General features: G+C 64.4%; 16 protein-coding genes. All 16 read left to right on the top strand.

Features of this window, described 5'->3' with window-relative positions:
• Positions 1-8 precede the first annotated feature (8 nt).
• Positions 9-389 (top strand): flagellar basal body rod protein FlgB, encoded by a 381-nt coding sequence (gene flgB / locus EN949_RS10385; RefSeq protein ID WP_013529798.1) that lies wholly within the window; start codon positions 9-11, stop codon positions 387-389.
• A gap of 2 nt (positions 390-391) precedes the next feature.
• On the top strand, positions 392-808 hold the full coding sequence (gene flgC, locus EN949_RS10390; protein WP_013529797.1) for a flagellar basal body rod protein FlgC: 417 nt from the start codon (positions 392-394) through the stop codon (positions 806-808).
• The gene (locus EN949_RS10395) at positions 808-1,134 is read left to right on the top strand and encodes a flagellar hook-basal body complex protein FliE (RefSeq protein ID WP_013529796.1); all 327 of its coding nucleotides are present in this window, start codon (positions 808-810) and stop codon (positions 1,132-1,134) included. Before flgC ends, EN949_RS10395 begins: the two co-directional genes overlap by 1 nt.
• 11 nt (positions 1,135-1,145) lie before the next feature.
• Positions 1,146-1,934 carry a flagellar basal-body rod protein FlgG gene (gene flgG / locus EN949_RS10400; RefSeq protein WP_013529795.1) on the top strand — a complete coding sequence of 263 codons (789 nt, stop codon included), beginning with the start codon at positions 1,146-1,148 and terminating at the stop codon, positions 1,932-1,934.
• A gap of 3 nt (positions 1,935-1,937) precedes the next feature.
• Entirely contained in the window at positions 1,938-2,465 is a 528-nt protein-coding gene (gene flgA / locus EN949_RS10405; RefSeq protein ID WP_063173013.1) for a flagellar basal body P-ring formation chaperone FlgA, read from the top strand.
• Positions 2,462-3,703, top strand: a complete 1,242-nt coding sequence (locus EN949_RS10410; protein ID WP_013529793.1) for a flagellar basal body P-ring protein FlgI — start codon at positions 2,462-2,464, stop codon at positions 3,701-3,703. The genes flgA and EN949_RS10410 overlap by 4 nt, the downstream gene beginning before the upstream one ends.
• 3 nt (positions 3,704-3,706) lie before the next feature.
• Complete coding sequence (locus EN949_RS10415; RefSeq protein WP_063168918.1) at positions 3,707-4,294, top strand: MotE family protein; 588 nt, start codon at positions 3,707-3,709, stop codon at positions 4,292-4,294.
• A complete protein-coding gene (flgH, locus tag EN949_RS10420; protein WP_063168919.1) occupies positions 4,291-5,001 on the top strand; it encodes a flagellar basal body L-ring protein FlgH in 711 nt (236 codons plus the stop codon). The genes EN949_RS10415 and flgH overlap by 4 nt, the downstream gene beginning before the upstream one ends.
• Positions 5,002-5,018: 17 nt before the next feature.
• Positions 5,019-5,513 carry a flagellar basal body-associated FliL family protein gene (locus tag EN949_RS10425; protein WP_013529790.1) on the top strand — a complete coding sequence of 165 codons (495 nt, stop codon included), beginning with the start codon at positions 5,019-5,021 and terminating at the stop codon, positions 5,511-5,513.
• The gene (fliP, locus tag EN949_RS10430) at positions 5,510-6,241 is read left to right on the top strand and encodes a flagellar type III secretion system pore protein FliP (RefSeq protein WP_013529789.1); all 732 of its coding nucleotides are present in this window, start codon (positions 5,510-5,512) and stop codon (positions 6,239-6,241) included. Before EN949_RS10425 ends, fliP begins: the two co-directional genes overlap by 4 nt.
• A gap of 200 nt (positions 6,242-6,441) precedes the next feature.
• Complete coding sequence (locus EN949_RS10435; RefSeq protein WP_013529788.1) at positions 6,442-7,443, top strand: flagellin; 1,002 nt, start codon at positions 6,442-6,444, stop codon at positions 7,441-7,443.
• A gap of 267 nt (positions 7,444-7,710) precedes the next feature.
• A complete protein-coding gene (locus EN949_RS10440; RefSeq protein ID WP_027161432.1) occupies positions 7,711-8,775 on the top strand; it encodes a flagellin in 1,065 nt (354 codons plus the stop codon).
• Positions 8,776-8,909: 134 nt separating this feature from the next.
• On the top strand, positions 8,910-10,556 hold the full coding sequence (gene fliF, locus EN949_RS10445; protein ID WP_013529786.1) for a flagellar basal-body MS-ring/collar protein FliF: 1,647 nt from the start codon (positions 8,910-8,912) through the stop codon (positions 10,554-10,556).
• A 3-nt stretch (positions 10,557-10,559) separates the two neighbouring features.
• Complete coding sequence (locus tag EN949_RS10450) at positions 10,560-11,186, top strand: hypothetical protein (RefSeq protein ID WP_013529785.1); 627 nt, start codon at positions 10,560-10,562, stop codon at positions 11,184-11,186.
• Complete coding sequence (locus tag EN949_RS10455) at positions 11,183-12,520, top strand: MotB family protein (protein ID WP_013529784.1); 1,338 nt, start codon at positions 11,183-11,185, stop codon at positions 12,518-12,520. The genes EN949_RS10450 and EN949_RS10455 overlap by 4 nt, the downstream gene beginning before the upstream one ends.
• Positions 12,517-13,899, top strand: a complete 1,383-nt coding sequence (locus EN949_RS10460; protein WP_024502693.1) for a chemotaxis protein MotC — start codon at positions 12,517-12,519, stop codon at positions 13,897-13,899. Before EN949_RS10455 ends, EN949_RS10460 begins: the two co-directional genes overlap by 4 nt.
• Positions 13,900-14,071: the final 172 nt, after the last annotated feature.

Raw genomic sequence — 14,071 nt, forward strand, 5'->3', positions numbered from 1 at the left:
AGATTCCCATGGAGCCCGTTTCCCTTTTCGACCTCGCCGCCAAGCAAGCGCAATGGCTGGCCGTGCGCCAGTCGGCCGTGGCCGGCAACATCGCCAATGCCAACACGCCGGGCTATACGGCAAACGACGTCGAGCCATTCGAAAAGGTGCTCGACCGCGCCGCCGTATCGCTGCAGGCCACCCAGGCCGGCCATCTCGGCAATGCAGCGACCAATGCCGGCTTCACCATCAAGCCGCAGGAAGATGACGGCGTTGTCATGCCGTCCAAGAACTCGGTCGTGCTGGAAGACCAGTTGCTGAAGGCCGGCGAGGTGCGCCGGTCCTTCGAGCTCAACACGGCGATCGTCAAGGCGTTCCATTCGATGATGATGATGGCGGTGAAGAGCTGACCATGGACGCACTGACCGCAGCCCTCAAAGTCGCAGCATCGGGCCTCGGCGCCCAGTCGGAACGCCTGCGCGTGGTTTCCGAAAACCTCGCCAACGCCCAGTCGACGGGCACCGCGCCCGGCTCCGACCCTTATCGCCGCAAGACCATCAGCTTCGTCTCCGAGCTCGACCGGGCCTCCGGCAGTTCAACGGTTGCAGTGAACTCGATCGATCGAGATCCCAGTGACTTTCCAGTCGAGTTCCAGCCCGGCAACGAGGCCGCCGACGAGAAGGGCTACGTCAAGATGCCCAACGTCAACGTGCTGATCGAAATGGCTGACATGACCGAGGCCAATCGCTCCTACGAGGCCAACCTTCAGGTGGTCAAGCAGGCCCGCGACCTGATTTCCATGACCATCGACCTGATGAGGAACCAGTAATGATCAGCGGTATCGGAGCCCTTCAGTTCAAGCCGTCGATCGGCGGCGACGACGCGGCGACAAGCCTGCTCCAGGGCGGCGCGACACCGTCAGCCGGTGGCAATGTCGGCACCTCCTTTGCCGAAGCGCTGAGCCAGGCAGCCTCCAAGACCGTCGACACGATGCAGAACGCCGAGCAGGTATCGATGCAGGCGCTCAAGGGCGATGCCGACACCCGCCAGGTGGTCGACGCCGTGATGAGCGCGCAGCAGGCGCTTCAGACCGCAGTCGCGATACGCGACAAGGTGGTCTCCGCCTATCTCGAAGTCAGTCGAATGGGCATCTGAGGAATTCCGCCATGAAAGCACTCGCCATCGCCGCCACCGGCATGAATGCCCAGCAAACAAATCTGGAAGTGATCGCCAACAACATCGCCAACATCAACACCACCGGCTACAAGCGCGCCCGTGCCGAATTCTCCGACCTGCTCTATCAGGTCGACCGCACGCAAGGCGTGCCCAACCGCTCCAACGCCTCGCTGGTGCCGGAGGGCGTCTCGATCGGCCTCGGCGTCAAGACGACGGCGGTGCGCAACGTGCACACCCAGGGCGAACTGACCAGCACCGGCAACAGTTTCGACCTGGCGCTGACGGGCAGGGGCTGGTTCCAGATCGAGGGTGCCGACGGCGGCACGCTGTACAGCCGCGCCGGCGCTCTCAACACCAACGCCACCGGCCAGCTGGTGACGGTCGACGGCGCTGCGGTCATTCCGGCAATCAATGTTCCCGTTGATGCCGTCGAGGTCATCGTCAACAAGACCGGCCAGGTCTTCGCCCGCATCGACGGGCAGACCGACCTGCAGAACCTCGGTCAGCTTCAGATCGCCAATTTCGCCAACGAGGCCGGCCTGGCGCCGCTCGGCGACAATCTGTTCCAGGAAACCACGGCTTCGGGGCCGGCGAACGTCGGCGTGCCTGGCGATCCCGGTTTTGCCACCATCCAGCAGGGCTATCTCGAAGCCTCCAACGTCGACCCGGTCAAGGAAATCACCGAGCTGATCTCGGCGCAGCGCGCCTATGAGATGAACTCCAAGGTCATCCAGGCCGCCGACGACATGGCCTCCGTGGTCTCCAAGAACATCAGGTAACGCATGATGTCGACGCCCGGCCTCCTGTCTGCATTCCGCCGCACCGCGCTCGTCCTTGCGCTGGTGACCGGCACGATGCCGGCTTTTGCCCAGGAATCGGCCAACCAGTCGGCCACCCGGATCGCCAGCAATCAAGCTGGCGGCGAGGTGGTGCTTATTCCGAGCCGGGTTATCTATCCCGGCGAGACCATCAACCTGGCTGCCCTGAAACAGGTCACCCTTGTCGTCGGCAAGCACAAGCCGGAGGCGGTCGCCACACGGGCCGAGGAACTGGATGGCAAGGTCGCCAAGCGCACCTTGCTGCCCGGCCGCTACATTCCCTCCGCCGCCATCCGCGAGGCCTGGCTGGTCGAACAGGGTGCCTCCGTGCAGATCTTCTTCATCGCCGGCGGCCTGACGATCTCGGCGACCGCCGTAACGCTGCAACCAGGAGCCGCGGGCGACCTCGTCAAGGTTCGCAACATCGACAGCGGCAAAATCCTGTCCGGCACGGTGATGGCGGATGGAACCATCCAGGTCAGCGCTTCATGATGCGCGGGCTTACCTTGATCCTGGCAGCCGTGCTTGGCCTGCAGCCGGCGCTGGCCGACGGCCTGACGCCGAAGGCCAAGCGCGAGCTCGCCGCCAAGAATGGCGGCGTCTACAACGATCCCGAATATGATCCGGCCACCACAAGCCGCATGTTCCGGGTTTCGACCGGGCCGAGTTCGCTGCCGCCGGGCCAGGTCGCCTCGCGTATCAAGGACATCGCCCAGCTGCAGAGTTCGCGCGACAATCAGCTCGTCGGCTACGGCCTGGTCATCGGCCTTGCCGGATCGGGCGACAGCCTGCGCAACTCGCCATTCACCGAACAGTCGATCCGCGCGATGCTCGAAAACCTCGGCATCGCCACCGAAGGCGGCAGCGCGCGCGCCAAGAATGTCGCCGCCGTCATCGTCACCGCCAACATGCCGCCCTACGTGCAGTCGGGCGCCCGCATCGACATCGACGTCTCCTCGATGGGCGACGCGACCTCGCTTTCCGGCGGCACGCTGATCATGACGCCGCTGAAGGCGGCGGACGGCGAAATCTATGCCGTCGGCCAGGGCTCGGTCATCGTGTCCGGCTTTACCGCGCAAGGACAGGCCGAGCAGCTGACGCAAGGCGTGCCGACCGCCGGCCGCGTGCCCAACGGCGCCATCGTCGAGCGTGCCGTCCAAGCCGAATTCGACGATCAGGCGATCCTGACGCTGCAGCTGCGCAATCCCGATTTCTCGACCGCTATCCGCATCGCGGATGCCATCAACGACTACACCGGCCAGCGCTTCGGCATGCGGGTGGCGGCCGAGCGCGATTCGCGCACCGTCCAGATCAGAAGGCCGAAGGGTGTCTCGGCGGCGCGCTTCTATGCCGAAATCGAGAATTTGGTGGTCGAATCCGACACGCCGGCCCGTGTCGTGATCGACGAGCGCACCGGCACCATCGTCATCGGCAATGATGTCAAGATCTCACGGGTCGCCATCAGCCACGGCACGCTCACCGTGCGCATCACCGAAGCGCCGCGCGTCGTCCAGCCCGAGCCCTTCTCCAAGGGCGAGACCGCGATCGAACCGTTCACCGCCATCGACGCCAGCCGGCCCGACGCCCGCGTTGCCGTGCTTGACGGGCCCGATCTCCAGACCCTCGTTTCCGGCCTCAACCGCCTCGGCGTCAAGCCGGACGGCATCATCGCCATTCTGCAGGGCATCAAGTCGGCCGGGGCCCTGCAGGCCGACCTGGTTCTGCAATAGGCGATGCCGATGAAGCGCTCCTTCCCACGCCACGACAGACGCCGCAAAGCCGCGATCCTGCTTGCGACCGCTTTTCTCGCGGCTCTGCCCTTTGCCGGCGGCACCGCGCGCGGCGAGGAGACGGTCCGCCAGGTCCTGCCGGGAGCACAGGTGGCGGCGGCGCCGCAGCAACTGACACGGGAAAAGGCGCCGGACCAAAGCGAGATCGAGCGCTTCTGCTCAAACATCGCCGATGCCGCCCGCGACCGCCGCTATGTCCTGCAGGCGCAGGAACTGAAGCAGCTCCAGGCTGGCATTGACGAGCGCATGAAAGCTCTTGATGCAAAGAAAGCTGAATACGAGACCTGGCTGAAGCGGCGCGAGGTTTTCCTGGCCCGGGCCGAGGACGGCGTCGTCCAGATCTACGCCGGTATGAAACCCGACGCCGCCGCCGAGCGGCTGGCCATCGTCAACGCCGACCTGGCTGCGGCTATATTGATGAAGCTCGATTCACGCAAGGCGAGCGTCATCCTCAACGAAATGGACCAGAAGGCGGCGGCGACGCTCACCGGCATTATGGCCAGCGCAGCCCGAAGGGTAGATCCGTCATGATCCGGAAGATGCTTGTCCTGTGCGCGGTTACTACCATGCTGTCCGGTTGCGGAACCAACCTCAAGGAGGTCGGCAGAGAGCCGGCCCTGTCCCCGGTCGGCTCCGGCATCGATGGCGGCAGCACCGGCTCGCTCTATCGATATCCGCAAACGCCGCCAGCGCCGGTCAAGAAATTCTCGTTGTGGGACGACCGCCAGAGCCGGCTGTTCACCGACCCGCGGGCGCTGTCCCAGGGCGACATCCTGACGGTCAAGATCAAGATCAACGATCGCGCCAACTTCAAGAACCAGAACGACAGGAGCCGCACCGCCAATCGCAAGCTCGGTTATGACCTCAGCGCGCAGTGGGACAAGTGGAGCACCGCCGGCAAGGGCGCCGGGGCGCTCACCTCCACCACCGACACGACGGCTGACGGCGAGATCAAGCGCTCGGAAACGCTTGAACTCAATGTCGCGGCGATCGTCACCGATGTGCTGCCCAACGGCAATCTGATGATCACCGGATCGCAGGAAGTGCGCGTCAATGCCGAGCTCAGGGTGCTGACGCTCGCCGGCATCGTGCGGCCGGCCGATATCGGCGCCGAAAACACCATCCCCTACGAACGCATCGCCGAGGCCCGCATCTCCTACGGCGGACGCGGTCGCATCACCGAGGTCCAGCAACCTGCCTACGGCCAGCAGATCCTCGACCAGGTTCTTCCGTTCTAGGATCGGGGCAGGTCGCCGTGGCAAATATTGAACAGGTTCAGCCGCGCAAGGGTCCCTCCCCTGTCATTCAGGCCGGCATGCTGCTGCTTGTGACGGCGGCCGCCATTGGCGTGGGTTGGATGTCCGGCGGTTATCTCAAGGGCGTCGGCGCACCGGCGTCGGTACCGGTCGCGCCTGAGAACGAAGGTAAGATCATGCAGCCCGCCGCAGCCGAGCAACCAGGCCTGGGCCCGATGCTTGTCGTGCTGGCGCCGATCACCACCAACATCGCCTCGCCTGCCGGCACCTGGATCAGGATGGAGGTGTCCGTCGTCTATGACGCGCCGCAGCCACAGGCAATGTCGGATGACATCCACCAAGATCTCCTGGCCCTGGTGCGCACGTTGAAGATGCATCAGATCGAGGGAGCCAGCGGCTACCAGCACCTGAAGGCCGACCTCGAAGAACGCGCCGCGATCCGCAGCCAGGGTCACGCCAAACAGGTACTCATCAGGACATTGCTGCTCGAATGAGAAAGTTCCTTCTCGCCACCGCCATGATCGCCGCCGCCACCTCCATCGCGGCGGCTCAGCAGCTCGATCTCGGCGGCATCGGCAAGGCTGACGGCACCACCGTCGGCTACATCATCCAGATGTTCGGCCTGCTGACTGTTCTGTCGGTCGCGCCGGGCCTGCTGATCATGGTGACCAGCTTCACCCGCTTCGTCATCGCCTTCTCGATCCTGCGCGCCGGCATCGGCCTGCAGTCGACACCGGCAAACCTCATCCTGATTTCGCTGTCGCTGTTCATGACCTTCTATGTCATGGCGCCGACCTTCGATCAGGCCTGGAACACCGGCGTCAAGCCGCTGATGGACAACCAGATCACCCAGACCGAAGCCTTCGACAAGATTTCCGATCCGTTCCGCACCTTCATGCTGCACAATGTGCGTGACAAGGATTTCGACCTCTTCGCCGATCTCGCCCGCGAGCGCGGCCAGACCGTTTCGCGCGACACCGTCGACCTGCGCATCCTGGTGCCCGCCTTCATGATCTCGGAGATCCGGCGCGGCTTCGAAATCGGCTTCCTGATCGTGCTGCCATTCCTGGTCATCGACCTGATCGTCGCCACCATCACGATGGCGATGGGCATGATGATGCTGCCGCCCACGGTGGTGTCGCTGCCGTTCAAGATCCTGTTCTTCGTCCTGATCGACGGCTGGAACCTGCTTGTCGGCAGCCTGGTGCGCTCCTTCAACTGACTCTGCCGCGCCGGCTCGAAATTCCAGCAATATATTTTCGATTAACCGTCCGGTTTAGCCCTTTGGTAGGGACTTGCCCGCATATTCGCTCGCAGATGGCGGGTGATCGATTTCAGAGATCATTGGCATGATGCCGCACCGTCATACCGGGAGGCCCGGTATGTCAAAAAAACACCTGTAAAAACCAAGGTACGAGTACCATGTCCAGCATCATGACGAACTCCGCCGCGTTGACGGCTCTGCAGAGCCTTAACGCCACCAGCAAATCCCTCCAGGACACCCAGGCCCGCATCTCGACCGGTTATCGCGTCTCGCAGGCCTCAGACAACGCCGCTTACTGGTCGATCGCCACCACGATGCGCTCCGACAACCAGGCAATGTCCACCGTTTCGGACGCTCTCGGCCTCGGCGCCTCGAAAGTCGACACCGCCTATACCGGCATGAACAGCGCGATCTCCACCATCAACCAGATCAAGGCAAAGCTGCTGGCTTCCTACGGCCAGACGGACGCCTCGAAGGAAAAGACCCAGACCGAAATCACCGCTCTTCAGGCGCAGATGAAGTCCTACGCCGACGGCGCCACCTTCTCCGGCACCAACATGCTGTCCGTAGACAGCGGCTCAACAGCCACGACGGCTGCCGATGTGAAGATCCTTTCGGCCTTCAACCGTGACGCGGCCGGCGCATCTTCGATCTCGACCATCGACGTCAAGGTGGAAAGCATCAAGCTCTATGAAGCTGGTACCACCTCGGGCCTCGCGAAGGGCATCCTTGACACGTACCGCCTCGGCAGCGACGGCAGTGTGGCCGCAGCGGTCTCCGGCACGCAGACAGCTCTAGGGGCGGCTGCACTGGCCACCGACACCTATTCGGCCGCCTCGCTTTCCATCTTCTCGGGTGGCACGGCTGCCAGCGATTCGCAGATCAAGCAGATGCTGACCGTCATCGACTCCGCGCTCGCCGATATGACCAACTCGGCCACCACGCTCGGCGCCGCCAAGAGCAGTATCGACCTGCAGAAGACCTTCACCTCGGACCTGATGGACTCCATCGACCGCGGCGTCGGCCAGCTCGTCGATGCTGACATGAACAAGGAATCGACCCGTCTGCAGGCCCTGCAGGTCCAGCAGCAGCTCGGCGTGCAGGCGCTGTCGATCGCCAACGGTTCCTCGCAGTCGATCCTGTCGCTCTTCCGCGGCTGATCGCCTCCGCTCAACCACAGTTCGCACTAGAAATTCGGGCCGCGCCAAAAGCGCGGCCCTATTTGCGTTTGCTCCAGCCCCGCACAATCCTCGATCCTTAACTCTCAAAAGCCAGCTTTTAACAGGCTGTTAACCATGCCGCGCTAGTTATGGTTAACCAATAGCTTACGACAGTTGGCGAATCGGTCCGAACGGCACGATGCCAATCGTTGAACAGGCCCATCCGGCATGTCTGAGCATGTCGGCTTTTGAGAAGGAGCGACTTTCTTGGCGAGCATCATGACCAACGCCTCGGCGTTAACCGCACTTCAAAGCCTCAGCGCCACCAACAAGTCGCTCGAACAGACACAGGCCCGCATATCGACCGGCTATCGGGTCTCGCAGGCTTCGGACAACGCCGCCTATTGGTCGATCGCCACCACCATGCGCTCGGACAATTCGGCCCTGTCGACGGTGCAGGATGCACTCGGCCTCGGCGCCTCGAAAGTCGATGCCGCCTACACCGGCATCACCAACGTGCTGACGACGATCGGCCAGATCAAGACCAAGGTGTTGTCCATGGTCGGCCAGACGGATGCCGCCAAGGCGAAGACCCAGACCGAGATCAAGGCGCTTCAAACGCAGATGAAGTCCTTTGCCGATGCGGCCACCTTCTCCGGCTCGAATTTCCTCGCGGTGACCTCCAAGCAGGTCACGGCCGCCAATGATGGCGTCCAGCCCGACTCGCAGATCGTGTCCTCATTCAATCGCTCTTCATCCGGCGCTGTCTCGATCGGAACGATCAACATCAATGTCGAGGGCACCAAGCTTTTCGACTACGGCCTTGCCGCCGAGGTCAAGAACCAGGGCGTCCTCGATCGCCAGACCTCCATCTATTCCACGGGCGCCGCCCAGACCCTGTATGACAACGCCTATGCTGGCGTGATCGCGGGCGGAGGAACGGATATCGCCGCGAACACTGCCGGCCAGACGGCGGCGGGAGCGGTCACCAAGGTCGACAATATTTCCGCCTACAACCTCGACATCACGGCCCCAGGGGTGACCGACGGCATCATCACCCAGATGGTCACCATGATGGACAAGGTCATGGCCCAGTTGACTGATTCCGCCACCATCATCGGTTCGGCCAAGAGCTCGATCGACCTGCAGAAGACCTTCACCCAGAGCCTGATGGACTCCATCGACCGCGGCGTCGGCCAGCTCGTCGACGCCGACATGAACAAGGAATCGACCCGCCTCCAGGCCCTGCAGGTGCAGCAGCAGCTCGGCATCCAGGCACTGTCGATCGCCAACAGCTCCTCGCAGTCGATCCTGTCGCTGTTCAAGAACTAATCGCGGGCGCCACCGGCGCCCTCCTTTCGCATCCCAACTGACGGGCCGCGCCGCAAGCGCGGCCCGATTTCATTTTCGCACAAGCTTCGAAGACTAGAGTTCCGGCGGACAATCATGCTGGGAGTCGTCGAACCGTGCCGGAACAGATCCAGAGCATCATCTCGAATCTCCGCGGGTTTGGCGTGAAGCGCCTCGCCATGCTGGCGGGCATCGCCGTTCTGGTGATGGGCGTCATCGGCATCGCCTCGGTCTATCTCAACCGCCCCGCCTACGACACGCTCTATGTCGGGCTCGACCGCGCCGACGTGAACCAGATCGGCCTGGTGCTCGGCGAAGCCGGTATCGGCTTCGATGTCGGCGCCGACGGAACCTCGGTTCTGGTGCCGGCCGGCACCACCGCCCAGGCGCGCATGCTGCTCGCCGAAAAGGGCCTGCCGACCAGCGCCAATGCCGGCTACGAACTGTTCGACAATGTCGGCTCGCTCGGCCTCACCTCGTTCATGCAGCAGATCACCCGCGTGCGCGCGCTTGAAGGTGAGATCGCCCGCACCATCCAGTCGATATCGGGCATCAAGGCGGCGCGGGTCCACATCGTCATGTCCGAACGCGCCAATTTCCGCCGTGACGAGCAGCAGCCTTCCGCCTCCGTGGTCATCCGCTACGCCGGCATCGACGCCGAAAAGAGCGCCATGTCGATCCGCCATCTCGTCGCCGCCGCCGTCCCCGGCCTGTCGGCCGACAAGGTGACGGTGCTCGATTCCAGCGGCAATCTGCTGGCTGCGGGCGACGACCCTTCAAACACCAGCGCCGCCCGCACGCTCGGCGTCGAGCAGACCGTCGAGGCGCAGATCGGAGACAACATCCGCCGTGCGCTGACGGCCTATCTCGGCCCCGACAATTTCCGCGCCAGCGTCAAGGCCGAGGTCAACACCGACACCCGCCAGACGGAAGAGACCATCTTCGATCCGAATTCCCGCGTCGAGCGCTCGGTGCAGTCGGTGCGCGCCAACGAGAACAACAACCAGAAGCAGGCTTCCACTCCGGCCAGCGTCGAGCAGAACCTGCCTGAGACCCAGGCAACCGCCACCGATGGCCCGCAATCCTCCTCGCAGAACGACCGCAGGGAAGAGATCACCAACTACGAGATCAATTCCAAGAAGATCGCCACCGTCTCCAACGGCTACACCGTCACCAAGATGTCGATTGCCGTGGTCGTCAACCAGCAGCGGCTGACGACCATCCTCGGCAAGGACGCCACACCGGAGCAGATCGCCAAGCGCGTCGCCGAGATCCAGAAGATGGTCACATCCGCCACCGGCCTGGATGAAAAGCGCGGCGACATCATCGACGTCTCGGCGGTCGAGTTCATCGATGGCCTGGATGGCGAGGCGATCCCGCAGGCGGGAATGCTCGATTCGATCGGCCAGCATGCCGGCACGATGATCAATGCAGGTGCCTTCATCGTCGTGGTGTTCCTGGTGGCCTTCTTCGGCCTGAGGCCGATGGCCGCGGCGCTGACGGCAAAGGCTGCTCCAGCCCTGGCAGGTCCCAGCTTCGACGACGTCCAGCGCTCGCTGCCAACGCCGGAGGCAATGGCGGCCACCGACAATGCCGCGGTTGGCGCCTTGCCAGGCACACGCCCAGGCCCCACTCCGCTCGACGATCTTCGCCAGAAGATCCGGCCGGCGCCGCAGGACCGGCTTGCCAGGATGGTCGACCTCAACGAGGAGCGCACCGCGCAGATCCTGCGCAAATGGGCTTCCCAGGAAGTGGCGGTGTAAACCATGCCTTCCGTAGCCCTCTTCGACCTTCTGCCTGATTTCGGCACGCGCGCGCAGCGTGCCGGCCAGCCCCGGGCAGCAGTCGATCCCGAACACAAGCCCGAGACGCCGGCGCCACAAGCCGATATCGGCACGCTGATCGCCGAGGCGGTTGCCCAGGCGGAGGCAGCGCTGGAGGGCCGCCTGGCGGCTGCGCATGACGCCGCGCTCGAAGCCGAACGCCAGGCCAGTGCTGAGGAAGCAAGGATATTTCTCGAAAGCCTTGGCGACGATGTCGGCAAGGCGGTCTCGTTGCACATCGATGCGATGGAGGCGCGCGTGACCGGACTTGTCGCCGGCACGGTCGCCCGCATCATCGGCGGCATCGTCAGCGACGATCTGCAGAAACGTTCGATCGATGCGTTGGCAGACGCCGTCCGCGAAGCGGTTGGCGACGCCGAGGCTGTGCGCATCGTCGTGCGCGGCCCGCTCTCGATGTTCGAAACACTGAAGGCATCGCTCGGACCCCGCGCCGCCAATCTCGATTTTGTCGAGGCGCCAGGCTTCGACCTGACCGTGGCTATCGACGAGGCGGTGTTCGAAACGCGCATGGCCGAATGGTCGACGACCCTCTCGGAGGTCCTGGCATGAGCGTCGCCAACGCCGATCAGGGCCGCCACGAGATCATCATCGTGCGGCGCAGTCATGACGACCATGACGAGGCCCACCATGGCGGCGTCTGGAAGATCGCCTTCGCCGACTTCATGACGGCCATGATGTGCTTCTTCCTGGTCATGTGGCTGATCAACGCCGCCAACGAGCAGACCAAGGCAGCCGTGGCCAGCTACTTCAACCCGGTCAAGCTGGTCGACCGCAATTCGAGCCGCAAGGGCCTGGAGGATCTCGGCGACGGCCCGCGCGCCATGGGACTGACGGCCGACGATCCGCAAGAGGCGACCAGCAAAGCCGGACAGAACGGCAATGCCGGCGCGGGCGCGTCCGAGCGCAAGCAGGACAAGCAGGAGCCACAGCAGGCGGAACACTCCGACGACCATCTCTTCGCCGACCCCTACGCCGTGCTTTCGGAAATCGCCACAGATACCGGCGTCATGCAGAATGTCAGCCAGAAAGGCGATGGCGGCGTGCAGGCTGCCGGCCCGGCTACCGGCGCCTCCGGTGGCGCCTCCTACCGCGATCCTTTCGAGCCAGATTTCTGGTCGCAGCAGGTCGCGGCGCCCGGCGCCGAGGCCAGCGCCCAGCGCACCAAGATCGAGGGCGATCCGGCCAAGCCCGGCGACAAGACCGCCGAAACGCAGGTGCTCAAAGTCAAAGCCGTGCCGCCTGTCGCGGCACCGCTCGAGCCACTGGCAAAGGACGCGACCAGTAAACAGGCCGCGAACCCTGCCACGGCATTGGCCGGCGAGACGAAACCGGACGGCACCAAGGCCGCGGTAGCGAAGGCTGAGCCTGAGGCGCAAAAGGCCGTCCAGCCCGACATCGGGGAGAAGGCGCCAACCGCTGCTGCCGTGAAGGCAGCGGCCGACGTCAAGCGGCAGTTGGCCGATGCTTTCAAGCCTGGCGACAAGCTGCACGACGGCGTCTCGGTCGAAGCCACCGACAAGGGCGTCGTCATCTCGATCACCGATCAGCTCGACTTCGGCATGTTCGAGGTCGGCTCGGCGTTGCCGAGACGCGAACTGGTGCTGGCAATGGAGAAGATCGGCCGCATCGTCAACAGCCAGAAGGGCACCATCAGCATCAACGGCCACACCGATGCCCGGCCGTTCCGCAGCGACAGCTACGACAATTGGCGGCTGTCGACGGCGCGCGCGCATTCCGCGTACTACATGCTCGTGCGCGGCGGCGTCGACGAACGCCGCATCACCGAGGTCGCCGGTTTCGCGGACCGCCAGCCGAAAATAGCAGCCGATCCATTGGCGGCCGCGAACCGCCGCATCGAGATCCTGATGGCGACCGGCGGATGAAGCGAGCGGCCGTCACCCGCCGGTTGATCGGCCTGTTGCTGCTGGCCGGCGGACACCCGTCCACTGGTTTCGCCCAGGAGGCCCTGCAGCCGTATCAGCTGGTGCGCTCGCTGCAGCTCATCCAGGACCGCATAGCCGCCGGCGATCATGCCGCCCTGCCGATGCAGGCCAAGCTGCTCGAGATGACGGATGCGCGCCTGCGCGCGGCGAATGCCGAGGACTACAAGGATCCCAAGAATTTTCGGGCCCTGCTTGTCTACGGCATGAGCGGCGGCAACCCGGTGACCGTCGAAGCGGCCACGTCGCGCGCTACGGCGGACCCGCAAAGCCTTGCAATCGCCAAAGGCGTGATTGAGTACCTCAACGGCCGGCCCGGCAAGGCTATCGAAGCCTTGAGGCCGATCGATCCCATGGCGCTGCCTCCGGATCTCGGCGCCTTCCTCGCTTTGGTCAAAGGCTCGCTGCTTGCCGGCGATCAACCGGCGACCGCACTCGGTCTGCTCGACGAGGCAAGATTGCTCAGCCCCGGCACGCTGGTCGAGGAGGCGGCACTTCGCCGTTCGGTCGGCCTTGCAGTCGCGCAAGGCGACGCGGCACGTTTCGCCCTTGCTTCCACCCAGTATGTCGAGCGCTACCTCTATTCGCCCTATGCCAGCCAGTTCGCGGACTCCTTTGTCTCCGGCGTCATCGCGCTGCACATGTCGATCAGCCAGGACAAGCTGGGCGACATTACCTCGATGATGGATCCCGAGCGCGAGAAGGTGATCTATCTGCGCATCGCCCGCCGTGCCGCGATAGACGGCCTGAACGACCTTTCGGCCTTCGCTTCGGCGCGGGCCGAGCAGGGCCGCGACGGCAACACCAATCAGGACGATCCACGCGCCCTGCTCTATGCCAGCCTTTCCACCGTCACCTCGGGCACAATCGAGGACATTCGTGCCAAGCTCGGCAAGATCGATCGCAGCCGGCTGTCGGAGGGCGACCGCGCCTTGCTCGACGCCGCTCAGGCCATTGCCGGCGAGGTCGTCGCGCCGCCCACCGCCCTTCCGGCGGAAAAGCCTGCCCCTGTCGCGGCCGAGCAACCTCCGGCTCCCGAGATCGCCACGCCGCAAAACGCCGATGACAGTGGCTTGCCACCGGTCGAAGGCGCCATCTCGGAGCAACCCGCCGCCACCGCGGCCTCCGGCGGACCGGCCGCCAATGCGCCGGACACGGCGGCAGTTGCAGCCACATCCGCCGAGCCTGCGACCGTCGTGCCGGCGTCGGCACCTTCCCCCGCCGCCGGTCCAGAGCCCGCCGATCCGACCGACGCCGCCATGACCAGAACACGTCGACAGCTCGACCTGATCGACCAGATGCTTGGAGCCGCCCCTAAATGACCACCAGCCTCGGCTCGGCCTTGCCAGGATTTGCCTCCACGCGCGCGACGTCGGAGCAGCCTGCCGCGAACGGCAGAAACGATGACGCCGGCTTCGGCAAAATGCTGCGCGACGATGCCCGCCCGGAACGGCAGGCGTCGACAGAGGCGGGATCGCGCGACCCGCGCTGGAG

The sequence above is a fragment of the Mesorhizobium sp. M7A.F.Ca.US.007.01.2.1 genome (assembly GCF_003998165.1).
Lineage (GTDB): Bacteria > Pseudomonadota > Alphaproteobacteria > Rhizobiales > Rhizobiaceae > Mesorhizobium > Mesorhizobium ciceri.

What these genes read in the sequence shown, in the direction of transcription:
- EN949_RS10395 (WP_013529796.1), top strand. Translation starts at nt 808, where the DNA reads ATGATCAGCGGTATCGGAGCCCTTCAGTTCAAGCCGTCGATCGGCGGC.
- EN949_RS10460 (WP_024502693.1), top strand. Translation starts at nt 12,517, where the DNA reads ATGAAGCGAGCGGCCGTCACCCGCCGGTTGATCGGCCTGTTGCTGCTG.
- flgC (WP_013529797.1), top strand. Translation starts at nt 392, where the DNA reads ATGGACGCACTGACCGCAGCCCTCAAAGTCGCAGCATCGGGCCTCGGC.
- flgA (WP_063173013.1), top strand. Translation starts at nt 1,938, where the DNA reads ATGATGTCGACGCCCGGCCTCCTGTCTGCATTCCGCCGCACCGCGCTC.
- EN949_RS10435 (WP_013529788.1), top strand. Translation starts at nt 6,442, where the DNA reads ATGTCCAGCATCATGACGAACTCCGCCGCGTTGACGGCTCTGCAGAGC.
- flgH (WP_063168919.1), top strand. Translation starts at nt 4,291, where the DNA reads ATGATCCGGAAGATGCTTGTCCTGTGCGCGGTTACTACCATGCTGTCC.
- flgB (WP_013529798.1), top strand. Translation starts at nt 9, where the DNA reads ATGGAGCCCGTTTCCCTTTTCGACCTCGCCGCCAAGCAAGCGCAATGG.
- flgG (WP_013529795.1), top strand. Translation starts at nt 1,146, where the DNA reads ATGAAAGCACTCGCCATCGCCGCCACCGGCATGAATGCCCAGCAAACA.
- EN949_RS10450 (WP_013529785.1), top strand. Translation starts at nt 10,560, where the DNA reads ATGCCTTCCGTAGCCCTCTTCGACCTTCTGCCTGATTTCGGCACGCGC.
- EN949_RS10410 (WP_013529793.1), top strand. Translation starts at nt 2,462, where the DNA reads ATGATGCGCGGGCTTACCTTGATCCTGGCAGCCGTGCTTGGCCTGCAG.
- EN949_RS10455 (WP_013529784.1), top strand. Translation starts at nt 11,183, where the DNA reads ATGAGCGTCGCCAACGCCGATCAGGGCCGCCACGAGATCATCATCGTG.
- fliP (WP_013529789.1), top strand. Translation starts at nt 5,510, where the DNA reads ATGAGAAAGTTCCTTCTCGCCACCGCCATGATCGCCGCCGCCACCTCC.
- EN949_RS10415 (WP_063168918.1), top strand. Translation starts at nt 3,707, where the DNA reads ATGCCGATGAAGCGCTCCTTCCCACGCCACGACAGACGCCGCAAAGCC.